Raw genomic sequence first — 24,747 nt, 5'->3', positions numbered from 1 at the left:
TTCTTCCCATAATAAAAACGAAAGATTTTGCGTCTTAACTTGAAAGATTTTCATACAAAACCATGCTGGAAATCCGCCATCTCCGCACCCTGTCCGCGCTGCGCTCGGCCGGCAGTCTGGTGCGCGCTGCACAATTGCTGAATCTGACGCAATCGGCCCTGTCGCATCAGATCAAGCTGCTGGAAGACCGCTACGGCGGTCCCCTGTTCGAGCGCAAAACCGTGCCCATCGGGTTCACCGCCACCGGCGCGCGCCTGCTGCGCCTGGCCGATACCCTGTTGCCGGAAATCGAGCAAGCCGAACGCGATGTGGCCCGCCTGTCCCAGGGCGACCAGGGCCAGTTGCGCGTGGCGCTCGAATGCCATACCTGCTTCGACTGGCTGATGCCGGTCATGGACGAATTCCGCCAGCGCTGGCCGGAAGTGGAAATCGACCTGGTGTCGGGCTTCCACAGCGAGCCCTGCGATCTGCTGCGCGCCGGCAATGCCGACCTCGTGATCGGTTCCAACTACGCCAGCGAGTTCGCCACCTTCCCGCTGTTCCGTTTTGAAATCCTGACGGTGATGGCGCTGAAACATAAATTGCAGGCCAAGCGCCGCTTGCAGGCGGCCGACTTCGAAGGCGAAACCCTGATCACCTATCCGGTGCCGGAAGCGCGCATCGACCTCATCCGCGAAGTGCTGCAGCCGGCCGGCATCCACTACCAGCGCCGCACGGCCGAGCTGACGGTGGCCGTGCTGCAACTGGTGGCGAGCCGGCGCGGCGTGGCCGCGCTGCCGAACTGGGCCATCAAAAACTATGTGGATTACGACTATGTGAGCGCGCGCCCGGTCGGCGACCAGGGCTTGTGGAGCGATCTCTTCGTGTCGGTGCCGGATGCCTTGCGGCAGAAAGCCTTCGTGCTCGACTTCGTCAATGTGATACGGGAACAGTGCGCGCGCACGCTGGACGGTATCGAATTGTTGTCGTGACGATAATTGTCTTTTTGTGCACAATTGCAGCAAGCTTGATGTAAATCAAACGTTCTATGCCCCGCAACAATTAGCATTTCTGCTCTACGTCAATGCACACCCCAGATTTCCAGTAAGAGACTACTGGAATAGGCCCACGCTGTTCGTTAGAATGAAACCAACGATATCGCTTGACCAACCTCGCTGAAAAACTTTCAGCACACTGGAGAAACAAATGGATGATGTAGTTATCGTAGCCGCGGGCCGTACCGCGGTCGGCAAATTCGGCGGCAGCCTGGCCAAGATTCCGGCGTCCGAGCTGGGCGCCCACGTCATCAAGGGCCTGCTGGCGCAAACCGGCATCGACCCCAATCTGATCAGCGAAGCCATCCTGGGCCAGGTGCTGACCGCCGCCGTGGGCCAGAATCCGGCGCGCCAAGCCGTGATCAAGGCCGGCCTGCCGTCGGCCATTCCGGCTTACACCATCAACAAGGTGTGCGGCAGCGGCCTGAAAGCCACCCATCTGGCGGCGCAAGCCATCAAATGCGGCGACGCCAATATCATCATCGCCGGCGGCCAGGAGAACATGAGCGCCGCGCCGCACGCGCTGAACGGTTCGCGCGACGGTTTCCGCATGGGCGACGCCAAGATGGTCGACACCATGATCGTCGATGGCCTGTGGGATGTGTACAACCAGTACCATATGGGCGTGACGGCCGAGAACGTGGCGAAGAAATACGAGATTTCGCGCGCCGAGCAGGATGAGTTCGCGCTGGCCTCGCAGCAGAAGGCCGAAGCCGCGCAGAAAGCCGGCAAGTTCAAGGATGAGATCCTGCCGCTGGAAATCGTGCAGAAGAAGGGCAGCATCGTCTTCGACAGCGACGAGTACGTCAAGACCGGCGCCACGCTGGACGCGCTGTCGTCCCTGCGCCCGGCCTTCTCGAAAGAGGGCAGCGTAACCGCCGGTAACGCCTCCGGCATCAATGACGGCGCCGCCGCCGTGATCATGATGACGGCCACCCAGGCCAAGCAGCTCGGCCTGAAACCGCTGGCGCGCATCAAGTCCTACGCTTCCTCCGGCATCGATCCGGCCGTGATGGGCCTGGGTCCAGTGTCCGCTTCCAAGCTGTGCCTGCAAAAAGCCGGCTGGACGCCGCAGGAGCTGGACCTGATGGAGATCAACGAAGCCTTCGCGGCGCAGGCGATCGCCGTCAACCGCGAAATGGGTTGGGACACCAGCAAGATCAACGTCAATGGCGGCGCGATCGCCATCGGCCACCCGATCGGCGCTTCGGGCGCGCGCATCCTGGTGACGCTGCTGCACGAAATGGCGCGCCGCGACGCGAAGAAAGGCCTGGCCTCGCTGTGCATCGGCGGCGGCATGGGCGTGGCGCTGGCCGTTGAAAGGGATTAAGCAGTTTTTTTGAACGCAAAACAGGGGATAACATATGGCACGAGTTGCATTAGTAACAGGCGGCATGGGTGGTCTCGGCGAAGCGGTATGCATCAAACTGGCAGCCTTGGGCTACAAGGTAGTAACCACGTATTCCCCATCCAACAAGACGCATGAATCGTGGCTGGCGACGATGCGCGACCAGGGCTATGACTTCAAGGCCTATCCCTGCGACGTGTCCGATTACGATTCGGCGCAGACCTGTGTCGCGGCGGTCGAGCGCGATATCGGCCCGGTCGAGGTGCTGGTGAATAACGCAGGCATTACCCGCGACATGACGTTCAAGAAGATGGACAAGACCAATTGGGACGCCGTCATGGGCACCAATCTGGATTCCGTCTTCAATATGACCAAGCCGGTAGCGGACGGCATGGTGGAGCGCGGCTGGGGACGCATCATCAATATCTCCTCCGTGAACGGCCAGAAAGGCGCTTTCGGCCAGACCAACTACTCGGCCGCCAAGGCCGGCGTGCACGGTTTCACCAAGGCGCTGGCGCTGGAAGTGGCGCGCAAGGGCGTGACCGTCAACACCATCTCGCCGGGCTATATCGGCACCAAGATGGTGATGGAAATCCCGCAGGAAGTGCTGGAATCGAAAATCCTGCCGCAGATCCCGATGTCGCGCCTGGGCAAGCCGGAAGAAGTGGCCGGCCTGGTCGCCTACCTGGCTTCGGAAGAAGCGGCCTTCGTGACCGGCGCCAATATCGCCATCAACGGCGGCCAGCATATGTACTAAGCGGCGGCCAGCCGAAGCAAAACAGCCAGCTTGCGAGCTGGCTGTTTTTTTTAGTCCGTGCTGCGGCGGGCGTGGCGGCGCCGCTCGGCATAGGGAAGCAGGGCTTCAACCGAGTTTTGACTGCGCCACATTGATGCGCGCAGCCAGCACTCTCCGGCATTGCGCCGTATCCAGATGTCGCGCCAGGCGTTGCGCACCGTGCCTGTGACGAGCAGGGTCCATTCGCGCGGCGAGACAGGTTCGTAGTTGTACATCAACCGGTCGCCCTCGACTTTGGCGTAGTAGTAGTCGCCGCGATAGTGCATGCGCAGTTCGGTGCTGTCCGGCAGAAACAAACTCTTCCATTGGTAGCCGCGTCCGCTGGCTTTGCCGCGTTCGGTTGCCAGCCAGGTACGGATGGCTTGGGCGGCCACTTCGCCGGGTTGGCGCTTGTCGCAGGTGCGGAAGAGATGCGTGGATAGCTCAAAGTAGAGCGTGGGTGGTATATCTACGGTAAATGCCTCGTCTTTCATCGTTTTGCCTCGTTTTTGCTCGTGGAGATACCGTGTTGGAGCCGGACTTCCCTCTGAGAGTTCCCAGAAGTCGCTTACAAAAACGAGGATAAACGAGGCATTGCCCGGTTAAACGAGGCGTGGGCGGACAGGGTAGAACCCCATCACCGATTAAGCGTGCTGGCCGGCAAACGCCGCACCCCTTAAATTTTTCTAATGAGGCCGGTGAAAAAGCGTCGCTGGCCTTTGCGGCCGGGCTTGTGTACATTCTGTGCAACATTCACCAGACCGGACCCGCCCCATGCTGCCTGTGCTTCGCAAGACCCTGTTCGCCACCGCTGCCACCCTGCTGTGCCTGAGCGCCAGCGCCGCGCCGGTCGGCAATCTGAACAAATTCGCCCAGAAGGACAGCAAGCTGGAACTGGCGACCGACAAGGGCGTGGCCCTGCGCGTGGAGCTGCTGCGCCCGGACGTGTTCCGCATCCTGGCCGGGCCGCAGGGTAAGTTCACCGGCGCGGGCGACAAGGCCGCGCCCATCGTGCTGAAGACCGATTACGCCGCCGTCGCCTTCCGCCACAGCGAGCTGGCCGACCATCACCTGATCCAGACCGATGCGCTGGCGCTGCGCATCTACAAGAAGCCGCTGCGCTTCGAGCTGTACAAGGCCGATAACCAGACCCTGGTCTGGCGCGAGATGCAGCCGCTGGAACTGTCGGCCGACAGCAGTTTCCAGACCCTGTCCACCACGGCGCAGGAGCATTTCTTCGGCGGCGGCCAGCAGAACGGCGCCTACAGCTTCAAGGGTAAGGAGATGCCGATCTCGTATTCGGGCGGCTGGGAGGAGGGCGACCGCCCCAGCCCCGCGCCCTTCTATATGACCAGCGCCGGCTACGGCGTGCTGCGCAATACCTGGGCCAATGGCAGTTACGATTTCCGCTCGAATGAGTTCATCACGGCCGGCCACCGCGAGAACCGCTTCGACGCCTATTATTTCGCGGGCGGCTCGATCCACAAGGTGCTGGACGCCTACACTGAGCTGACCGGCCGCGCTTCCCTGCTGCCGCGCTGGGCCTACGAGTATGGCGACGCCGACTGCTATAACGACAAGGACAATGTGAAAAAGCCGGGCACCACGCCGCCCGGCTGGAGCGATGGTCCGACCGGCAGCACGCCCGATGTGGTGTTGTCGGTGGCGGCCAAATACCGCGAGCACGATATGCCGGGCGGCTGGATTCTGCCCAACGACGGCTACGGCTGCGGCTACACCGATCTGCCGAAGGTGGTGGAGGGCTTGAAGCAGTACGGCTTCCGCACCGGCCTGTGGACCGAGAACGGCGTCGACAAGATCAAGTGGGAAGTCGGCACGGCCGGCAGCCGCGCGCAGAAGCTGGACGTGGCCTGGACCGGCCAGGGCTACCAGTTCGCGCTCGATGCGAACAAGGCGGCGGCCGACGGCATCCTGTCCAATTCCGACGCGCGCCCCTTCATCTGGACCGTGATGGGCTGGGCCGGCATGCAGCGCTACGCCGTGACCTGGACCGGCGACCAGTCGGGCAGCTGGGACTATATCCGCTGGCATATCCCGACCCTGATCGGCTCCGGCCTGTCGGGACAGGCTTACGCCACGGGCGACGTGGACGGCATCTTCGGCGGCAGCCCGGAAACCTATACGCGCGACCTGCAGTGGAAGGCTTTCACGCCGGTGCTGATGGGCATGTCCGGCTGGGCCAAGAACGAGCGCAAACACCCGTGGTGGTTCGACGAGCCTTACCGCAGCATCAACCGTGACTACCTGAAGCTCAAGATGCGCCTGACGCCGTATATGTACACCTATTCGCGCGAGGCCGAGCAGACCGGCGCGCCGATCGTGCGCGGCCTGATGTGGGACCATCCGGCCGACCCGCATGCCAACGACGAAGCGTACAAATACCAGTTCCTGCTGGGCCGCGATTTCCTCGTGGCGCCGGTCTACCGCAGCCAGGCCGCCAGCAAGGGCTGGCGCAAGAATATCTATCTGCCGCAGGGCCAGTGGGTCGATTACTGGGATGGCCGCGTGATTGAAGCGGGAGCATCGGGCAAAGTGATCGACTATCCGGTCACGCTGGACAAGCTGCCGGTGCTGGTGCGCGCCGGTGCCATTATCCCGATGTACCCTTCTGCCCTGTACGACGGCCAGGTGCCGAAGGATGTGCTGACCCTGGATATCTATCCGCACGGCCAGTCCGCCTTCACCATGTACGAGGATGACGGCAATACCCGCCAGTACAAGGACGGCGCCTTCAGCAGCCAGCAGTTCACCGTGCAGGCGCCGCAGGGCCGCGCCGGCGATATCAGCGTGGAGGTGGGCGCGGTGCAGGGCAAGTACGCGGGCCAGGAAGAGGAGCGCGTCTACCGCCTGCAAGTGCATACCCGCGTCAAGCCGCAAACGCTGGCCCTGGGCGGCAAGGCATTGAAGGAATACGCCACGCTGGCCGAATTCGAAAAGGGCGGCGCCGGCTGGTTCTATGACGCGCAAGCCAAGTACGGCACGGTGCACGCCAAATCGGAGAAGACCAGCGTGCGCGCGGCCTACCGCTTCGACCTGGCGATTGCCGCCGACGCCGTGCTGGCGCAGACGCCGGCTTTCGGCACCGCGCCCGATCTGGGCAACGCGGTGGCGGCCGACAGCATCCTGGTGCTGAACCGTCCGGCCGAGGAGCCGGGCCACAAGCTGGAAAACGCCTTCGACGACAAGCCGGACACCTGGTTCCGCACCATCCGTGACCAGTCGCAGAAGACCGGCGCGCATGAATTCACGCTGGCGCTGGGCGAACGGCGCATGATCAACGGCTTCGAAATCTCGCCGCGCAACGACAAGCACTGGCAGAGTGGCCAGGTGCGCGACTTCGAAATCTATCTGGGCGACCGCAATGGCGAGTGGGGCCAGCCGGTGTTCACCGGCCGCCTGAAGCTGGTGGAGGGCAAGCAGAAGGTCGAATTCCCGGCCAAGGCGGGCAGCTTGTTCCGCTTCCGCGTGCTGAGCACCCAGGAGCAGGGCCAGGACGACAACACCAACGACCCGATGGTCACGGCCACCAATGGCAACGGCAAGCAGGCCAAGGCCTTCAACGCCTTCCTGTCGCCGCAGGTGAACCCGATCACCATCTCCGAATTCCGCGTGCTGGAAGCGCCGGCGCCGAACCGCGCCAAGCAGCAATTGGCCTTGTCCGAAGCGAAGCCGGACCTGAGCCGCAACCTGAGCAAGCCGCGCCTGCTGCAGATGAATGGCCTGAAGTTCAGCAAGGGCTTGCCGGTGGCGGCGCAAAGCCAGGTCGATTACCGCTTGAGCGGCGACTGGCAGCTGTTCCGCGCCGACGTCGGCATCGACGACAGCTGCCGCCAGGCGGGCGGCCTGCAATTCCAGGTGCACGGCGACGGGAAATTGCTGTTCGATAGCGGCTTGATCGCGGCGCCGGCCGTGGTCAAACCCGAGCTGGATATCCGCGGCATCTCGCTTTTGAGCCTGCGCACCCTGGGCGCGCACGGTAAGGACGCGGCCAAAGTGTGCGCCAACTGGGCCAATGCTACAGTCATTGGTTTCGAGGGTGACAAGGCAGGAAAATAATGACGCAAACTTCGGCATACCGATCGCTGTACGCTTATCCCTGGGACGTGGCGGAAGAGGGCGTGGCCGCCTTCGCCGCCAAGGCGCTGGCGCGCGGCCTGAATGGCGTGACGCTGGCGGCCAGCTACCACGCCGGCAAATTCCTGCGGCCGAATGCGCGCAGCGGCCGCCGCGTGGTCTTCCCGGAAGATGGCGTGGTGTATTTCGACCCCGATCCCAAGCGCTATGGCAAGCTGCGCGCCCAGCCGCATTCCGACCCGGCCCTGCGCCGGCTCTTCGCCGAGCTGGCCGGCGATGGCCGCCTGGACGTACATGCGTGGACGGTGCTGCTGCATAACAGCCGCCTGGGCGCGGCCTATCCGCAGTACACGGCGCGCAATGCCTTCGGCGACAGCTATGTCTACAGCCTGTGCCCAGCGCAGCCGGCGGTGTTCGAATACGCCGTGGCGCTGGCGCAGGACGCCGCCGCCCAGGGCGTGCGCAGCGTGGTGCTCGAAACGCCGGGCTGGTTGCCCTACGCCCATGGCTACCACCACGAATTCGCCCAGCTGCGCAGCAATGTCTGGCTCGACACCATGCTCGGCCTATGCTTCTGCGACGCCTGCGTCAAGGCGGCGGCCGATGCCGGCATCGACGGCGCCGGCCTGCGCCTGCGTGTGGCCGGCCGCATCGACGCCTACCTGAAAGCGCCAGTGGACGCCACCGAAGCGCAAGCCGCCGCCTGGCTCGCCGCCGATTTGCTCGACGACCAGGAGCTGGCCGCCTACCTCCGCCAGCGCCAGGCCTGGGTCAGCGAACTGGTAACAACCATCCGCGCCGGATTGCCGGCGGGCGTGCAACTGGCCGTGATCCCCACCGTGCAGCGCCCCACCGCCCAAAGCTGGATCGAAGGCACGGACCTGCGCGCCCTGGCCGCCGCTGCCGACTGGCTCGAAGTCCCCTTCTACGAAACCGACGCCGCCCGCGTCATCGCCGACGCCCACGACACCCTGCGCCGCCTGCCCGTAATAGCTCAGCCCGTGTCCACCTTGGTGCCAGGCACCAAAGTGGACACGGGCTCGGCGGTGAAGGTGCGGGCGATTTTGCGGCCGGGGGCGCCGGATCTGGCCGACGGGGCGCAGCTGCCGCAGGCGCTGGCGGGGTTGGCGGCGCTGGGCATCCGCGATTTCGCGTTTTATAACCATGGTTTGCTGCGCAGCGAGCGTCTGGATGCGCTGGGGGCGGCCCTTCATCATTTCGATCGGAGCACATCATGAGCCGTGTCGTTCTTATCACTGGCGCCTGTGGCGGTATCGGGCGCGTTTTATGCGAACGTTTCGCGGCCCAGGGCGACCATGTGCTGGCGCTGGACCGCGATGCGCAGCAGTTGGCCACGCTGGCGGCAGCCGTTGCCCATTGCACGCCGCTGCAGGCTGACATTACCGATGCCGCCGCCACCAAGGCAGCAGTGCATGCGGCTGTGGCCTTGCACGGCGCGGTCGAGGTGCTGGTGGCGAATGCGGGTGCGGCGGATTGCGCCACGCTGGCGGCGACCACGCCGGAGTCCTGGCATGCGGATATCGATTTGAATCTGCATGGCACTTACAACACGGTGGAGGCGGTGCGTCCGGCGATGCTGGAGCGCGGCCAGGGCTGCATTGTGCTGATCGGCTCCGTCAACGGGCTGACGGCGCTGGGCCATCCCGCTTACAGCGCGGCCAAGGCGGCGCTGGTGAGCTATACCAAGGCGCTGGCGCTGGAAAGCGGCCGGCGCGGCGTGCGCGCGAACATCGTCTGCCCCGGGACGGTGAAAACCCAGGCCTGGCAGGCGCGTGTAGACAAGGATCCGCAAATCCTGGAGAAGCTGAAGAAGTGGTATCCGCTGGGCGACTTCGCCACGCCCGACGATATCGCCGACGCGGCGCTGTTCCTTTCCTCGTCCGCCGCGCGCGTGATCACCGGCGTGGCGCTGCCGGTCGATGGCGGCCTGATGGCGGGCAACCGCGTGATGGCGCAGGAACTCACGCTGGAAGACTTTTAAGGCATCCATCATATGGCAACCGTCCAGCTCCAAGGCATTTTCAAGCGCTACGGCGACAACCAGGTGGTGCATGGCGTCGACCTGCGCATCGCGCATGGCGAGTTCATTGTGCTGGTCGGTCCCAGCGGCTGCGGCAAGACCACGTTGATGCGCATGGTGGCCGGCTTGGAGGACATCAGCGGCGGCGACTTGCTGATCGACGGTGCGCGCGCCAACGAGCTGCCGCCGCAGCAGCGCAATATCGGCATGGTGTTCCAGAGTTACGCCTTGTACCCGCATCTGTCGGTGTACGAGAATATCGCCTTCGGCCCGCGCCTGCGCAAGGAGCCGGAATCGAGCTTCCGTCCGCGCATCGAGGCGGCGGCGCGCATGCTGAATCTGACGCCGTATCTGGAACGTCTGCCGCGCGCCTTGTCCGGCGGCCAGCGGCAGCGCGTGGCCATGGGCCGAGCCATCGTGCGCGAGCCGGCGCTGTTCCTGTTCGACGAGCCGTTGTCGAATCTGGATGCCAAGCTGCGCGTGCAGATGCGCACCGAGATCAAGGCCTTGCACCAGCGCTTGAAGAACACCATCATCTACGTCACCCACGACCAGATCGAGGCCATGACCATGGCCGACCGCATCGTGGTGATGAACGCCGGCCGCATTGAGCAGGTGGGCGCGCCGCTGGAGCTGTACGACCGTCCCGCCAATCTTTTTGTGGCGGGCTTTATCGGCTCGCCCGGCATGAATTTCATCGAAGGCGAAATCCAGCGCGAGACTTACGGCGCGAGCCTGGTCTGCGCCGACGGCACGCGCATCCATGTGCAGGCGCCGGGCATCGAACACGGCAGCCGCGTCACGCTCGGTATCCGCCCCGAACACATCGTGGCCGGCCAGGGCGAGGTGCGCGTGAACGTGGAGGTGGTCGAGCCGACCGGCGCCGAAACCCATCTTTACGCGAAGCTGGGCGGCCAGCCGCTGTGCGTGGCCGCCGCCGGACGGCTGGCCGTGCAGCCGGGCGACGCGCTGTCGCTGCAACTGCCGGAAACGCGCCTACACTATTTCGACAGCGCCACCGGGGCGCGACTCAACCAGGATCATCCCCATGAACAAGCTGCCTGACGGCGGGCTGGCGCTCGCCTCCCTTGAAGAGCAATTGCTGCAACCGGGCGTGAAAGGCTTGCCCATCACCGAACCATTGCGCCAGGGCGCGATTGGCGTGCAGCGCTGGAATGTGCTGGCGGGCGACACCAGCTTCCCCGTGGCCGTGCTGAAACAGTCGGCCCTGGAGCACAATCTGGATTGGATGCAGCGCTTCTGCCAGCGCTATGGCGCGGTACTGGCGCCGCATGGCAAGACCACCATGAGTCCCCAGCTGTTCGGCGCCCAGTTGGGCAATGGTGCCTGGGGCATCACGCTGGCCACCATCAGCCAGGTGCAGATCGCCTACCGCTTCGGCGTGCGCCGCGTGCTGCTGGCCAATGAGCTGGTGGCGCCGGCCGATATCCGCGCCGTGCTGCATCTGATGAAGGAAGACGCGGGCTTCGAATTCTTCGCCCTGGTCGATTCGGCCGAGGGTGTGGCCCGTCTATCGCAGGCGGTGCAGCACAGCGGTTTGCAGCGCCCCTTGCCGCTGCTGGTGGAATTGGGCATCGCAGGCAAGCGCGCCGGCTGCCGCAGCGCGGAACAGGTGCTGGAACTGGCGCGCGCCGTGGCGCAGGCGCCGGGGCTGGAGCTGGCCGGCATCGAAGGCTATGAGGGGCTGCTGGTCAGCCATGACCGCGCCGCCGACGTGGAGGCGGTATCGGCCTTCGTCGCGCAGATCGTGGAAATCGTGCGCCAGGCCGACAAGGAAGGCTTGTTCGGCGGGACGCAGATTCTGCTCTCCGCTGGCGGCTCGGCCTATTTCGACCTGGTGGCGCGCGGTTTCTCGCGCATCGACGGCTTGTCGCGCCCGGTGCTGCCGGTGCTGCGCAGCGGCTGCTACCTGACCAATGACCACGGCTTCTACCACGGCCTGACGCAGGAACTGGGCGAGCGCGAAGGCGCGGTACTGAAGGATGGCCTGTTGCCCGCACTGGAAGTGTGGAGCGTGGTGCTGTCGCGTCCCGAGCCGACGCTGGCGATTCTGTCCATGGGCAAGCGCGATGCTTCCTACGACATCGACCTGCCTTTGCCCTTGCTGGCCCACCGTCCCGGCGACGCGAAACCGCAGGCTTTGCCCGAAGGCGCGCGCATCGAGAAGATGAACGACCAGCATGCCTATCTGCGCCTGCCGGAAGGCCATGCGCTGTGCGGGTCGCTGCAGGTGGGCGATCTGATTGGCTGCGGCATTTCCCATCCCTGCACCACTTTCGATAAATGGACGCTGCTGCTGGCAGTGGACGATGACTACACCGTGCGCCATGCCGTCAACACCTTCTTCTGATCTGCTGATCCACGACGCCGAGGTCTACGACGGCAGCGGCAGTCCCGCCTTCCGCGCCGACGTGGCCGTGCGCGCAGGCCGCATCGCCGCCATTGCCGCCGCCGGCTCGCTGCAACTGCCGCCCGGTGCGCGCCTGATCGATGCGCAAGGACTGGCCCTGGCTCCCGGCTTCATCGACGTCCACACGCATGACGACCGCCAGGTGCTCGATTCTCCAGCCATGCTGCCGAAACTGACCCAGGGTGTTACCACGGTCATCACCGGTAACTGCGGCATCAGCCTGGCGCCGTGGCAGGCGACGATGGCGCCGCCCGCGCCGCTGTCGCTGATCGGCACCCAGCCCGATTACCGCTACGCCAGCGTGGCCGATTACGCCAGCGCCGTGCAGGACGCGGGGCCCGCCGTGAATGTCGGCATGCTGGTCGGCCACTCGACCCTGCGCGTGAATGCCATGCGCGACACGCAGGCACCCGCCACAGCGCAAGAGATCGAGGCCATGCGTGCCTTGCTCGATGAAGGCATGCGTGCCGGCGCGCTCGGTTTCAGTTCCGGCCTGTTCTACAAGACCAGCAGCCACGCCAACAACGACGAGGTGATCGCGCTTGCCAGCGTGGCGGCCGAACATGGCGGCATCTATACCTCGCATATCCGCGACGAATACGACGGCGTGATCGATGCGCTCAACGAAGCCTGCGATGCGGGCCGCGCGGCGCGCCTGCCGGTGGTGCTGTCGCATCACAAATGCGCCGGTCCCGCCAACTGGGGCCGCAGCAGCGAGACGCTGGCCCTGATCACGGAGCGCCGCCGCACGCAGGCTGTGGGCCTGGACGCCTATCCCTATGTGGCCGGCTCCACCGTGCTCGATCCCGATTATGTGGATGGCGTGATCCGCATCATGGTCAGCTGGTCGCAAGCCCACCCGCAAATGGCGGGCCGCGACCTGTCCGACATCGCTGCCGAATGGGGCGTGGACCAGAAGGAGGCGGCGCGCCGCCTGCATCCTGCCGGCGCCGTGTATTTCCAGATGCGCGAGGATGATGTGCGGCGCGTGCTGTCCTATCCGCATACCATGATTGGCTCGGATGGCTTGCCGCACGACGCCCATCCCCATCCGCGCCTGTGGGGCAGCTTCCCGCGCGTGCTGGGCCACTACTGCCGCGAAGAGCAGCTCTTCACCTTGCCGGAAGCCATCCGCCGCATGAGCAGCCTCTCGGCCGATACCTTCGGCCTGAAACAGCGCGGCCGCGTCGCCGTCGGCTGCTGGGCCGATCTGGTGCTGTTCGATCCGGCCACCGTGGCCGACCGTGCCAGCTTCGCCCAGCCCAAGCAGGCGGCGGCCGGCATCGTCCATGTGCTGGTGAACGGGGAAGTGGCGTTGGAGGGCGGCGTGCCGGCAGCGGCGCGCCATGGCCGCGTGCTGCGGCGGCAGGAAGAACGCTACTCGCCGGCGGAATGATTCAACTCGGCCAGCAGCCAGCCGCGGAAAGCCTGGAAGGCCGGGTTCTTGCGCGTCTCCGGCGCGTGGATCAGGTAGTAGTGCAGGCGCAGCGGCGTGGCGATATCGAACAGGCGCACCAGGCGTCCCGCCGCCACGTCGTAATCGATCAGCAGGCGCTGGGCCAGCGCCACGCCCTGGCCGTCGATGGCCGCCTGCAGCGCCATCAGCGCCTGCGAGAACACCAGTCCCTGGCGCACATCGACATCGCCCACGCCCGCCGCCGACAGCCACTCCTCCCAGTTGGGATAGTCGGCGTCGTTGAGGGGACTGACTTCATGCAGCAGCGTGACATTGGCCAGGTCAGACGGCGTGCGGATGCGCGCCTTCAGTTCCGGGCTGCACACCGGGATCAGGCCCGTGGCCAGGAAAGGTTCGACACTGAGGTCGGCGAAACCGGCGCGGCGCGAATCGATGGTGATGTCGCTGTTGCGGTAATTGCGCTCGCTATCGGTATTGATTTCGACGCGGATCTCGGGATGCTGGGCGAGGAAGCGGTACAGGCGCGGCACCAGCCACTTCGCGCCGAAGGTCGGCGCCACCGCCACCTTCAGCACCGCATTGTTCTCGTCCATCAGTTCATCGGTGGCCTGGGCCAGCGCGCGAAAAGCTTCGCGCACGCGCGGCAGATAGCGTTCGCCCGCCACCGTCAGGGCCAGCACATTATTGGTGCGCACAAACAGCTTGATGCCCAGGTGGTCTTCCAGCAGTTTGATCTGGTGGCTGACCGCCGCCGTGGTCACGCACAGCTCTTCGGCCGCGCGCGTGAAGCTCAGGCGCTGGGCGGCCGTTTCAAATACGCGCAGTGAATTAAGCGGGGGGAGCTTGCGTGCCATATTGCTGTTATATTGATAATCGTGGAGCAATCGGTGTCAATAATAACCCAGATCAAATGAATTTCATAATTCCCTTATTGAAATTGTGTGCAGGGCGGACGAAGTAAAGGTAATTTAAGCCATGAAAGTTCATGAAATCAACGGCTTGTGTCACCTTAATTTTTTTTGAACGACTGCCTTAATATTCGTCGCTGTCGCAATTGGCGGGAAACGGTTATATTTTAACAGGTAATAATGGCGATAATATTGAGCTTGAATATCACGGCGCCTGCCATTTAATTTTTTATTCAAATCAAATGAAGATATTGACGATCGATACCGGCACGACGAATACCCGCATCACGCTCTGGCGCGATGGCAAGGCGGTCAGCGTGGCCGCCACCCAGGTGGGGGTGCGCGACACCGCCATCACCGGCAGCCGCAGCAAGCTCGATGAAGCGGTGCGCGATACGATCGCCGCCGCGCTGGAAAAAGGGCGGACCACGGCGGATGATGTGGACCTGGTGCTGGCTTCGGGCATGATCACTTCGAATGTCGGCCTGCACGAGATTCCGCATGTGCTGGCGCCGGCCGGCATCGCCGATCTGGCGCGGGGCATGGAGAGCGAGCTGCTGCCGCATATTTTCAGCAAGCCTATCTGGTTTGTTCCCGGTGTGCGCAATGATGTGGAGAACATCGGCCTGCACAACTGCGAAGAGATGGACATGATGCGCGGCGAAGAGGTCGAGGTCATGGGCCTGATCGAGCGCCTGTCGCTGCGCGGCCCGGCCATGCTGATTATGCCGGGATCGCATTCGAAATTCGTCTGCATCGACGAAAACAACCAGATCACCGGCTGCGTCACCACCCTGTCCGGCGAGCTGCTGCACATCATCACCCACAACACGATCCTGGCCGATTCGCTGGACCGCGATTTCGCCACCGAGATCAATCCAGAAATGCTGCTGGCCGGCGCCGAGCTGGCCAAGCGCATCGGCCTGGGGCGCGCCTGCTTCAATGTGCGCACCCTGGACCAGTTCACCATCTACCAGCGCAACGACCGCGCCAACTTCCTGCTGGGCGCCGTGCTGGGCGCGGACCTGCTGACGCTCAAGAACAGCAACGCCATCCGCATGCGGCCCGGCATCGACGTCATCATCGCCGGCAAGCCGATCCTGAAGCAGGCCTTGGCTCTGCTGGTGCAGAACGACGATTACTTCTCCGGCGACGTCACGGTGGTGCCGGACGACTTGCAGCCGCAACTCGCAGGCCTGGGCGCGATCGCCGTCGCCCGCGCCAGAAAGCTGGTGACGCCATGATGAAGCTGGAGGTATTGCAGGCCATCCGCGAAGCGGGCATGGTGGCCATCGTGCGCGCCGACTCGGCGCAGGATGCCTTGCTGCAGGCCGAAGCCTGCATCGAAGGCGGCGTGCGCGCGCTGGAAGTGGCTTTCACCACGCCCGGCGCGCTGGACGTGATCAAGACCCTGCGCGAGCGCCACGCGGGCCGTGTGCTGATCGGCGCGGGTACGGTACTGGATGCGGAAACGGCGCGCCTGGCGATTCTGGCCGGCGCCCAGTTCATGATCGCGCCGAATGTGAATGTGGATGTGATCCGCCTGTGCAACCGCTACCAGGTCGTGTCCATGCCAGGCGCGCTGACGCCGACCGAGGTGGTGCAGGCGGCGGAAGCGGGCGCCGACATCGTCAAGGTCTTCCCGGCGGATGCGGTCGGCCCGCATTATGTGGCGGCCTTGCGCGCCCCGCTGCCGCATATCGCCCTGATGCCGACCGGCGGCGTAACGCTGGAAAACCTGGGCACATGGTTCAAGTACGGCGCGGTGGCCGTGGGGATCGGCGGCAGCATGACCGGGCCGGCGAAGAAGGGCAATTACGCCGAAGTCACCGCCAACGCCGCCGCCTTCGTGGCGCGCCTGGCAGCCATCCGCAAGGAAGCCGCTGGCGCATAGAGTCAAGCTGGGATGGGGCCGCGCTGAAGCGGCGGCCCCGGCCAGCTTAGTCCAGCGGCTTGTAGGCCACCACTTCCATTTCGATCTTGCAGTCCACCATCATTGCCGACTGCACGCAGGAGCGCGCGGGCATTGGGTCTTTGAAATATTCCTGGTAAACGCGGTTGAAGGTCCAGAAATCGCGCGTATCGTCCAGCCAGATCGTTACCTTGATCACGTCTTCCAGGGTGCAGCCGGCCAGTGCCAGCACCTTCTCCACATTGCCGATGGTGGTGCGCGTCTGCGCCTCGATGCCGCCATATTCGATCTCGCCGTTTTCCTTCATCGCCACCTGGCCCGAGATGTAGACGAAGTCGCCGGCGCGCACCGCTGGCGAGAAGGGCAGGCGCTGTCCGCCCGCGCCGGACGGCACATTGCCGTAGGCGATTTTTTGTTTGCTCATGCTGCTTTCCTTGCAGTGGTTGGGATTATTTAACGGAACCGAGCGCCAGGCCGCCCACCAGGAAGCGCTGCAGCCAGGCGAAGAGAACGGCGACCGGAATGGTGGCGCACAGCGTGGCCGCCATCACCAGCTGCCATTCCACGGTGTACTGGCCGGCCACCATGTCCACGATCTGCACCGTCAGCGTCTTGTTCTCGGGCGAGCGGATCAGGGTGTAGACGACGGCGAACTCGTTCCAGGCATTGATGAAGGTGAAGATGAAGCTGACCGCGATGGCGGGCGTTGCCAGCGGCAGGAAGACGCGCAGCGCGGCGCGTCCCTGGCCGCAGCCTTCCAGCCATGCCGCTTCTTCCAGGTCGCGCGGAATGGTGGCGAAGTAGGACGACAGCATCCACACGGCGAAAGCGATATTGAAGGCGGCGTAGGCGACGATCACGCCGAAGTGGCTGTCCACCAGGTTAGCGCCATCCCATGAAATATTGGCCGCCATCTTGAACAGGCCCAGCACCAGCAGGATGGGGGAAAGCATCTGCGTCACCAGCAGGAACTGGCGGTAATGGCCGCGGCCGCGGAAGGGAAAGCGCGCCAGCGCATAGGCGGCGGGCACGCTAGCGGCCAAGGTCAGCGCGGTGGATGCCATGCTGACGATCACGCTGTTTTTCAGCGCCGGGCCGAAATTCGCGCCATGCCACATATCGATGAAGTTCTGCCAGCGCCACTGTACTGGCAGCCAGCGCGTGGGGAAGCTGAACACTTCTTCGGCCGGTTTCAGCGCGGTGAAGAACATCACGGCGAAGGGGAAAAGAATGATGACGACGAAGGGCGAGAGCGCCAGCCAGGCCCACAGGCTGCGTTTCAATTTCGGATTCACGCCGCTTCCTCCTTCGGCTGCATGCGAACATACAGCCAGGTAAACGCCAGCAGGATGGCCAGCATGATGAGCGAGATCGCCGCCGCCTGGCCCGGACGTCCCAGGCGGAAGCCCAGCTCATACAGATAGGTAACGAGGATATGGGTGGAGTTGCTCGGGCCTCCCTGCGTCATCACCCAGATGATGGGGAAGGAATTGAACACGTAGATCACGTTCAGCACCACGGCCATATTGATGAAGGGCCGCAGCGAGGGCACGGTCAGCAGACGGAATTGCTGCCAGGCCGTGGCGCCCTCCATGCGCGCCGCTTCGTAAATATCCTGCGGCACCGAGGACAGGCCACCCAGCAGCAGGGTCACGGTGAACGGCATCGACACCATGATGCCGACCAGGATCTCGGCCGGGAAGGCCAGGGCGGCGCTGGCCAGCCACTGCACCGGCTTGTCGATCATGCCCAGCGCCTGCAGGCTCAGATTGACCATACCGAATTCGTCGTTGAAGGCCCAGCGCCAGACGATGGCCGTCATCGTCAGCGATACCGCCCAGGGCAGCATGATGATGGTGCGCGCCAGCGAGCGGCCATGGAAGTCCTGGTTCAGGATCAGGGCCAGCGGCATGGAAATAAGCAGTGAGCCGCCCACCACGGCCAGCGTCCAGATCAGGGTGCGCAGCAGGGTGGCGTGAAATACCGGGTCGACGAAGACGCCGGTAAAGTTGCCCAGGCCGGCGAAGCCGCGCACCACGCCGAAGCGCGAAATCTCGTGCAGCGACTGGTAAGCCATGTGGAACACGGGATAGCTGATGATGAACAGCGCCAGGGCCAGGCTGGGCGCGATCAGCAGCCACGGTTTGCGGGCAGGGGTCATGGCTGTCACCTTCAATTTTTCTTGAGCGCCTGTTCCGCCTGGGCGGCGGCCGCGCCCAGCGCCTGTTCCGGCGTGGCCCGGTTCAGGTACACGGCCTGCATGGCGTTGCTGACGGATTTGGCGATGTCTTCCCAGGCTTGTACGGTGGGCGTGAAGCGGGCCGTGGGCAGCATGTCGACAAAGGTGCGCGTGAGCGGATCGGCGAAGGCGGGATCGGCGGCTTCTTCCTTGGTGGTCGGCATGAAGCCTTCCGCGCTGGTGAAGGCCACGCGCGGCGCCTTGGTGAACAGGAAGTCCATGAACTTCCACGCCGAGCGCTTGACGCGCGAATTCTTGAACAGGATCAGGGAGTCGGTGGTGGCGAAGGTGGCGGCGCGGCCGGCCGTGGGAATCGGGACGATACCCCATTGCAGGCGGGGGACTTCCTTCTGCAACTGTTTCACCACGAAGGGGGCCGAGATCATCATGCCCAGGCGGCCCTGCTTGAACAGGTTCTGCACGTCTTCGCGGCTGTAGCTGGTGACGCCGGGCTGGGTCAGGCCTTCGCCGATGAGCGACTGGTACAGCTTTGCCGACCGGATAGCGGCGGGCGAGGCGAAAGCGGGCTTGCCTTGCGCGTCGAGCAGTTCGCCGCCATGCGTCCACAGCGCGTAATACCAGTACACATCGGTTTCGATCTCCTTGCCCTGCAGGCCGAAGCCATAGCCGCCGTTCTGCTTGATGCGGCGCGCCGCCTGCAGCACATCGCTCCAGGTGGCGGGGCCATCGGGGAAGCCGGCCTTGGCCAGCATCTGCTTGTTGTAGAACAGGCCGCGCACCGAGGCGGCAATGGGCAGGCCATAGGTTTTGCCCTGGGCCTGGCCGGGCGTGAGGAAGGCGCCGATGAAACGCTCGCGGAAAGCCGGGTCCATATAGCCGTCCAGCGGCTCGACCAGATCGTCCTGCAGCATTTCGGGCAGCCAGCGCGTGCCGATGATGGAAATATCGGCGTTCACGCCGCCCGCCACGTCGATCTGCAGCTTTTGCAGCAGGCTGTCCCAGTTCACATCCTCGACCTTGATGCGGATGCCGGGATTGGCGCGCTCGAACTGCTCCGCCATCTGGCGGAAGTAGGGCGCCGTGCCATTGCTGTAATGGGCCACGGTGACGCGCACGGTTTCCACGCCATGGGCGGCCGGAGCGCACAGTAAGGCGCCGATCAGCGTACTGAATGTCAGTCCCTGCAAACCCTTGAAGAAGTGTGATCGCATAGCCGTGTCATGGTGGTATTCCAGAGACTATAAGTCGCTCCCCGGCACGCGGCCAGCGACTAAATTTGATGCGGTCCATTATAAATAGTTAAGGAAAGCGGGCGTTTTCTCTTGCCTCCCTCGGGGCGCGGCCAGGTTCAAATTTTTCTAATGGTGTTGATTAGATATGGTCGATGGCGTGCCCGGAAGGCCCGGCCTATCGTGGATTGGCAATCCAACCACTTCACGAAGAACGACCATGCACACCAAAAAAACTACGATCAGGAGACAGGTGATGGCGCGGGCAGTAGCCATCGCATTCGGAAGCAGCATTGTTTCGGCCGCCATGGTGGCCCCGGCTTTCGCCCAGTCGAACGCCACCGGCACCATTTTCGGCCAGGTCAGCGAGGCGGCGGGGGCCACCGTGCTGCTGGAGAATCTGGCCACCGGCGTGCGCCGCAGCGTGACGCCGGATGCGCGCGGCCGCTACCAGGCCACCTCCATGCCGCCCGGCCGCTACAAGGTGCAGCTGCAGCGCAATGGCGCCGTCGAGCGCAGCCTGGAAGTGGAAGCGCTGATTGGGCAGGGCATCGAAGCCTCCTTCGAAGCGGTGCAGACGGTCACCGTGAGCAGCACGCGCAAGACTATCGACGTGAGCAACACCAATAACGGCGCCATCTTCAACGCCAAGCAGCTCGACAATCTGCCCATCGCGCAGAATGTGGGCGCCATCATCCAGCTGGCGCCGGGCACCAACCGCGGCGATAGCCGCATTCCCGGCCCCAGCTTTGGCGGTGCCGGCGCATCCGAGAACGCTTTCTATATCAACGGTTTCCCGGTCACGAATATCCTGACCCAGGTAGGCAGTTCGGAACTGCCTTTCGGCGCCATCGCCAACGCCCAGATCCTGACCGGCGGCTACAGCGCGGAATTCGGCCGTTCCACCGGCGGCGTGGTGAACATCACCACCAAAACCGGCACCAACCGCTGGGAGGCGGGGGCAAGTGTGCAGTACGCGCCCAATAGCCTGCGCGCTTCGCAGAAAAATACCTACTACCCGAACACCGGCTCCAACCCCAAGACCGACGGCCAGCTATACCAATGGAACCGGGATAACAAGACCACCAGCCGCACCGTGGGCGCCTATCTCGGCGGTCCGCTGATCCGCGACCAGCTCTTCTTCTTCGTCGCCGCCGAACAGCAGCGCAGCGAATCGGAAAGCGTGGGAGCCACCACGGCCACGCTCAATTCCAGCGGCGGCTATACCGAGAACGTGAGCAAGACGCCGCGTTACCTGGCCAAGCTCGATTACCACCTGAACGACAACCACCACTTCGAATACACGCGCATCTTCGACAAGACCGAGGCCAACTCGCGCTACTACGGCTGGAGCAACGCCACCAAGCAGCGCGACAATGTGTACAAGAACGGCATGAGCTGGGTGAACTGCTGCGGCCCCGCCAATGCCGGCGCCACCGACAATATCTTCAAATACACCGGCTACCTGACCGACAAGCTGACCCTGACCACGCTGTACGGCAAGTCCAAGACCACCCATGTGCAGACGCCGGACGGCTACAACCCGGACATTCTGCAGGTGAATGCCCCGGTAGAGGCCCAGATCCCCGGCTTCAGCTACACCACGCCGCAAACCGTGTCCGGCAACTTGCCCGCGCCAGGTTCGGGCGACTGGCAACGCACCCTGCGCGTGGACGTCGAGTACAAGCTGGGCAACCACTCCCTGCGCGTCGGTATCGACCGCAACAAGGTGCGCTCGGTCACGGGCGAATCGACCGCCGGCGGCGGCTACTGGACCTACAACCGCTATGCCGATCCATCCACCCTGCCATATGGCGCGCAGATTTCGCCAGCCCAGGCGGGCGGCTACGGCAAGCAGGGCTACTTCGCCACCAAGCATATGTTCTACGACACGGCGCGTCCCAGCACCGACCAGTCGGCGCAATACATCGAGGACCGCTACCAGGCCACCGACAATCTGCTGCTCTCCATCGGCCTGCGCAACGAGCAGTTCACCAACTACAACACGGCCGGCAAGCCCTTCATCTCGCAGCGCCACCAGCTGGCGCCGCGCCTTGGCGTGAGCTGGGACGTGAAGGGCGACAGCTCCTTCCGCGTCTTCGCCAACGCTGGCCGCTACCATCTGCAAATGCCGACCAATGTGGCACGCAACGCGGCCGGCAATACTCTCGCCACGGACACCTACTACGTCTATTCCGGCATCGACCCCGCCACCGGCGCCCCCACCGGCCTGGTGCCGCTCGGCCCCACGGTCTCGGTCAGCAACGCCTGGGGCCAGCCCAAGGATGCGCGCCAGGTCGCGGCGCAGAACATCAAGGCCAACTACCAGGACGAACTGGCGCTCGGCTTCGAGAAAGCCTGGTCCGACAGCCTGAATATCGGCGCCATGGCCACCTACCGCAAGCTGCGCAGCACCAACGACGATTATTGCGACCCGCGCCCCATCCACGCCTGGGCCGTGCGCAACAAGGTTGACGACAGCCACTTCGGCTTCCAGTGCGCCATCATCAATCCGGGCGCGGACAACACCCTGCTGCTCGACATCAAGGGCGACGGCAACCTGGTGCGCGTGCCGCTGACGGCGGCCGAGATCGGCCTGCCCAAGGTACGCCGTACCTACGTCGCCCTGAATCTGTTCGCCGAACACCCGCTGCGCAATGGCTGGTACGGCAAGGTGCTGTACACCTGGTCGCAGAACAAGGGCAATAGCGAAGGCCAGGTCGACACCACCACAGGTTCCTATCAGGTGGCCGTCACGCCGAACTGGGACCATCCAGAGCTGATGCGCTATTCCACCGGCCTGCTGCCCAACAACCACACCCACGTCGTCAAGGCTTTCGGCTACTACCAGGTGACGCCGGAGTGGAATTTGGGCGGCAATCTGAACCTGACTTCGGGACGCCCCATCAACTGTATGGGCAACCTGCCGAAATCCGAGAACGCGGACGGCCAGAATCCGGCCGGCGGCTACGGCTCCAACTTCTTCTACTGCGACGGTAAGCCCGCTCCGCGCGGCAGCCGCGGCAACCTGCCATGGGATGTGCAGCTTGGCTTGAACGTGGCCTACCAGCCCCTATTCCTCAAGGGACTGCGCATGAAGGTGGACGTGTTCAATGTGCTGAACCGCCAGACCGCGCTCTCGGTCAGCGAAACCTATAACACCGGCGATCGCATCGACCCGTCCTACAAGCGCATCCTGAACCGCTCCTCGCCGCGAGCAACCCGCTTCACGCTGGAGTACAACCACAAGTTCTGAGCACCCTTTCCCGCTGTACCCTTTGGCCCGGTAACCTCCACCGGGCCTTTTTTTCATTTCGCCCCGGTGTTTTTGCTCCCCCGGCTCCGATTCGCTACAATCAGGCATCAACCGCAAAGGACAGCCATGCCCGAACTCTCCACCTCCCTGTTCCCGCCCATTCAACCCCTGCGCCACGGCATGCTGGCGGTCGATGAGCTGCATACGATTTACTGGGAGGAGGTGGGCAATCCCGACGGCATACCGGTGATCTTCCTGCATGGCGGCCCTGGCGCCGGCCTCTCGCCTCAGCACCGCCGCTTCTTCGACCCGCAGCATTACCGCGTGATCCTGTTCGACCAGCGCGGCGCCGGCAAATCCACGCCGCTGGGCGAAGTGCGCAACAACACCACCCAGCTGCTGATCGCCGACATCGAACGCCTGCGCGACATGTTCGGCATCGAGCAATGGCTGGTCTTCGGCGGCTCCTGGGGCTCGACCCTGGCGCTGGCCTATGGCCAGGCGCACCCGGAACGCTGCCTGGGCTTCGTCCTGCGCGGCATCTTCCTCTGCACCCAGCTGGAAGTCGACTGGTTCCTCGATGGCGCGCAATGGTTCCACCCCGAGCTGTATGAGGAATTCGTCGCCCCCATCCCGGCCGAGGAGCGCATGGACCTGCTGCAAGCCTACGTTAAACGCATCGGCAGCGACGATCCCGAGGTATTCTGGCCGGCGGCGCGCGCCTGGAGCCGTTTCGAAGGCCGCCGCGTCTTCCTCATGCCGCAGCCGGAAGAACCGCCGTCGGACACGCTCGACCTGGGCGTGGGCCGTCTCGAAACGCATTACATGGCCAATCTCGGCTTCTTCGAGGACAACCAGCTGCTGCGCGATATGGACCGCATCGCCCATCTGCCCGCCACCATCGTGCAGGGACGCTACGACGTGATCTGCCCACCGTATGTGGCTTGGCGTCTGCACCGGTCCTGGCCCGGATCGGTGCTGAACCTGATCCCCGACGCTGGCCACGCCGCCATGGAAACGGGCATCAGCCGCGCCCTGGTCAACGCCACCGAGCAGTTCCGCCAGAACCGCCGTTTTGGATAAGGACCGCGCGGGCTGCTAAACTAAGGGCTTAGACCTATAAAAAATCCGGGACTCCATGAACATTCAGTTGGGCGACATCGGCCACACGATCCAGTTGGCGATTGCGCCAGTTTTCCTGTTGACCGGCGTGAGCACCATGCTGGTGGTGCTGACCAACCGTCTGGCGCGCATCATCGACCGTTCGCGCGCGCTGGAAGACCGCCTTGATGTAGGCTATAACGAAAACTACCTGAACGAACTGGACATCCTGTACAAGCGTTCGCATTTGATTAATGTTGCCATTGCGCTTTCAACCGCCTGCGGCCTGCTGGTCTGCATCGTGATTGCATTGCTGTTCGTTGGCGACACCACCAATGTGGCGCTGGACAAATATGTGGCCGGCCTGTTCGTGATCGCCATGGGCACCTTGATCGGAAGCTTTGTGTATCTGCTGCGCGAGATCTTCATTGCCTCATCCTTCATGCTCTCGCACCGGCACGTCCGCCACACGCCACGCACAGCTAACGACACCGGCACGGCCAGCGCCGTCCTCCGCCCCCATAAAGAATAAAGAAACACCATGCACGACTACAAACGCCCCCCGACCCTGCACCGTTACGGCCCGCGCAGCGAACTTGAACAGGCCTTGACGACGGGGCAGTTCGTGCTGCGCCCGGCCAACGGCTTCCTGACCCTGAGCTTCTCGCAAGCCTGGGACCGCGAGTTGTTCGCCCACTTCGGCGCCGACAGCTGCCTGGTCATCCACAACACCGAGGAATTCGGTGAACGCATCCACCGCGCCGTGCAGCGCACGCTGCCGAATTGGGCCGGCATCGACGGCGCCGTCGAATACGGCGCGCGCGCCGCCCTGGGCGCCGCCTTCACCAAGGACGCGCACGACGAAGTGGAACAGGAATGGCAATTCGCCTGGCGCGCCATGCAGAGTCAACTCAGCCTGAATCCGGTGGTGATCCGCATCGGCAGCCTGGAAAACTTCGCCGAGCTGCGCTCGCAGGACTACTACCCCGCCTGATCCATT

21 protein-coding genes are annotated in these 24,747 nt (G+C 63.9%); 15 read left to right on the top strand and 6 right to left on the bottom strand.

Annotation, left to right across the window (positions count from 1 at the left end; translation table 11 throughout):
* The first annotated feature begins 62 nt into the window (after nucleotides 1-62).
* The 3 genes from FHS03_RS00890 to phbB all read left to right on the top strand — a co-directional run bounded on the left by FHS03_RS00890 (nucleotide 63) and on the right by phbB (nucleotide 3,139).
* Complete coding sequence (locus tag FHS03_RS00890; protein ID WP_183439149.1) at nucleotides 63-971, top strand: LysR family transcriptional regulator; 909 nt, start codon at nucleotides 63-65, stop codon at nucleotides 969-971.
* Between the two features lie 214 nt (nucleotides 972-1,185).
* A complete protein-coding gene (locus FHS03_RS00885; RefSeq protein WP_183439148.1) occupies nucleotides 1,186-2,364 on the top strand; it encodes an acetyl-CoA C-acetyltransferase in 1,179 nt (392 codons plus the stop codon).
* 34 nt (nucleotides 2,365-2,398) lie between these two features.
* Nucleotides 2,399-3,139, top strand: coding sequence for an acetoacetyl-CoA reductase (gene phbB, locus FHS03_RS00880; RefSeq protein ID WP_183439147.1), 741 nt, complete (start codon nucleotides 2,399-2,401; stop codon nucleotides 3,137-3,139).
* Nucleotides 3,140-3,189: 50 nt separating this feature from the next.
* On the opposite strand, the gene FHS03_RS00875 is transcribed toward phbB, so the two are convergent.
* Nucleotides 3,190-3,651 (bottom strand): hypothetical protein, encoded by a 462-nt coding sequence (locus FHS03_RS00875; protein WP_183439146.1) that lies wholly within the window; start codon nucleotides 3,649-3,651, stop codon nucleotides 3,190-3,192.
* Between the two features lie 280 nt (nucleotides 3,652-3,931).
* Here FHS03_RS00875 and FHS03_RS00870 point away from each other — a divergent pair, with 280 nt between their 5' ends.
* From FHS03_RS00870 to FHS03_RS00845, 6 genes are read left to right on the top strand one after another with little or no spacing between them, the layout of a single operon-like run.
* Nucleotides 3,932-7,234: a TIM-barrel domain-containing protein gene (locus FHS03_RS00870; RefSeq protein WP_183439145.1), complete on the top strand. Its 3,303-nt coding sequence runs from the start codon at nucleotides 3,932-3,934 to the stop codon at nucleotides 7,232-7,234.
* Nucleotides 7,234-8,490: a hypothetical protein gene (locus FHS03_RS00865; RefSeq protein ID WP_183439144.1), complete on the top strand. Its 1,257-nt coding sequence runs from the start codon at nucleotides 7,234-7,236 to the stop codon at nucleotides 8,488-8,490. The genes FHS03_RS00870 and FHS03_RS00865 overlap by 1 nt, the downstream gene beginning before the upstream one ends.
* The gene (locus FHS03_RS00860; RefSeq protein WP_183439143.1) at nucleotides 8,487-9,254 is read left to right on the top strand and encodes an SDR family oxidoreductase; all 768 of its coding nucleotides are present in this window, start codon (nucleotides 8,487-8,489) and stop codon (nucleotides 9,252-9,254) included. Before FHS03_RS00865 ends, FHS03_RS00860 begins: the two co-directional genes overlap by 4 nt.
* Before the next feature lie 12 nt (nucleotides 9,255-9,266).
* Entirely contained in the window at nucleotides 9,267-10,358 is a 1,092-nt protein-coding gene (locus FHS03_RS00855) for an ABC transporter ATP-binding protein (RefSeq protein ID WP_183439142.1), read from the top strand.
* Nucleotides 10,342-11,664: an amino acid deaminase gene (locus FHS03_RS00850; protein WP_183439141.1), complete on the top strand. Its 1,323-nt coding sequence runs from the start codon at nucleotides 10,342-10,344 to the stop codon at nucleotides 11,662-11,664. Before FHS03_RS00855 ends, FHS03_RS00850 begins: the two co-directional genes overlap by 17 nt.
* Entirely contained in the window at nucleotides 11,624-13,120 is a 1,497-nt protein-coding gene (locus FHS03_RS00845) for an N-acyl-D-amino-acid deacylase family protein (protein ID WP_229426006.1), read from the top strand. Before FHS03_RS00850 ends, FHS03_RS00845 begins: the two co-directional genes overlap by 41 nt.
* On the opposite strand, the gene gcvA is transcribed toward FHS03_RS00845, so the two are convergent.
* Nucleotides 13,102-13,995, bottom strand: coding sequence for a transcriptional regulator GcvA (gene gcvA / locus FHS03_RS00840; protein ID WP_183439140.1), 894 nt, complete (start codon nucleotides 13,993-13,995; stop codon nucleotides 13,102-13,104). The two genes, FHS03_RS00845 and gcvA, sit on opposite strands and share 19 nt — an antisense overlap.
* A 296-nt stretch (nucleotides 13,996-14,291) precedes the next feature.
* On the opposite strand from gcvA, the gene FHS03_RS00835 reads away from it, so the two are divergent.
* Nucleotides 14,292-15,293: a 2-dehydro-3-deoxygalactonokinase gene (locus FHS03_RS00835; protein ID WP_183439139.1), complete on the top strand. Its 1,002-nt coding sequence runs from the start codon at nucleotides 14,292-14,294 to the stop codon at nucleotides 15,291-15,293.
* Nucleotides 15,290-15,943, top strand: a complete 654-nt coding sequence (locus tag FHS03_RS00830) for a bifunctional 2-keto-4-hydroxyglutarate aldolase/2-keto-3-deoxy-6-phosphogluconate aldolase (protein WP_183439138.1) — start codon at nucleotides 15,290-15,292, stop codon at nucleotides 15,941-15,943. The genes FHS03_RS00835 and FHS03_RS00830 overlap by 4 nt, the downstream gene beginning before the upstream one ends.
* 46 nt (nucleotides 15,944-15,989) lie before the next feature.
* Here FHS03_RS00830 and FHS03_RS00825 read toward each other — a convergent pair whose 3' ends face one another.
* Genes FHS03_RS00825 through FHS03_RS00810 form a run of 4 tightly spaced genes read right to left on the bottom strand, consistent with a single transcriptional unit; the run spans nucleotide 15,990 to nucleotide 19,372 of the window.
* Nucleotides 15,990-16,385: a RidA family protein gene (locus FHS03_RS00825; RefSeq protein WP_183439137.1), complete on the bottom strand. Its 396-nt coding sequence runs from the start codon at nucleotides 16,383-16,385 to the stop codon at nucleotides 15,990-15,992.
* A gap of 25 nt (nucleotides 16,386-16,410) precedes the next feature.
* A complete protein-coding gene (locus tag FHS03_RS00820) occupies nucleotides 16,411-17,256 on the bottom strand; it encodes a carbohydrate ABC transporter permease (RefSeq protein WP_371871560.1) in 846 nt (281 codons plus the stop codon).
* Complete coding sequence (locus FHS03_RS00815) at nucleotides 17,253-18,122, bottom strand: carbohydrate ABC transporter permease (protein WP_183439136.1); 870 nt, start codon at nucleotides 18,120-18,122, stop codon at nucleotides 17,253-17,255. Before FHS03_RS00815 ends, FHS03_RS00820 begins: the two co-directional genes overlap by 4 nt.
* Nucleotides 18,123-18,133: 11 nt before the next feature.
* Nucleotides 18,134-19,372, bottom strand: a complete 1,239-nt coding sequence (locus FHS03_RS00810) for an ABC transporter substrate-binding protein (protein ID WP_183439135.1) — start codon at nucleotides 19,370-19,372, stop codon at nucleotides 18,134-18,136.
* 274 nt (nucleotides 19,373-19,646) lie between these two features.
* On the opposite strand from FHS03_RS00810, the gene FHS03_RS00805 reads away from it, so the two are divergent.
* The 4 genes from FHS03_RS00805 (at nucleotide 19,647) to FHS03_RS00790 (ending at nucleotide 24,741) form a co-directional block, all read left to right on the top strand.
* Entirely contained in the window at nucleotides 19,647-22,646 is a 3,000-nt protein-coding gene (locus tag FHS03_RS00805; RefSeq protein WP_229426005.1) for a TonB-dependent receptor, read from the top strand.
* A 126-nt stretch (nucleotides 22,647-22,772) separates the two neighbouring features.
* Nucleotides 22,773-23,729: a prolyl aminopeptidase gene (gene pip, locus FHS03_RS00800; protein ID WP_183439134.1), complete on the top strand. Its 957-nt coding sequence runs from the start codon at nucleotides 22,773-22,775 to the stop codon at nucleotides 23,727-23,729.
* Between the two features lie 55 nt (nucleotides 23,730-23,784).
* Complete coding sequence (locus FHS03_RS00795) at nucleotides 23,785-24,279, top strand: DUF2721 domain-containing protein (RefSeq protein ID WP_183439133.1); 495 nt, start codon at nucleotides 23,785-23,787, stop codon at nucleotides 24,277-24,279.
* Nucleotides 24,280-24,288: 9 nt separating this feature from the next.
* Nucleotides 24,289-24,741, top strand: a complete 453-nt coding sequence (locus FHS03_RS00790) for a hypothetical protein (protein ID WP_183439132.1) — start codon at nucleotides 24,289-24,291, stop codon at nucleotides 24,739-24,741.
* Nucleotides 24,742-24,747: the final 6 nt, after the last annotated feature.

The sequence above is a fragment of the Pseudoduganella violacea genome, from assembly GCF_014191875.1.
Classification (GTDB): domain Bacteria; phylum Pseudomonadota; class Gammaproteobacteria; order Burkholderiales; family Burkholderiaceae_D; genus Rugamonas; species Rugamonas violacea_A.
Note: the sequence above shows the minus strand (reverse complement) of the source record. Positions and strands in the feature narration are given on the sequence as shown.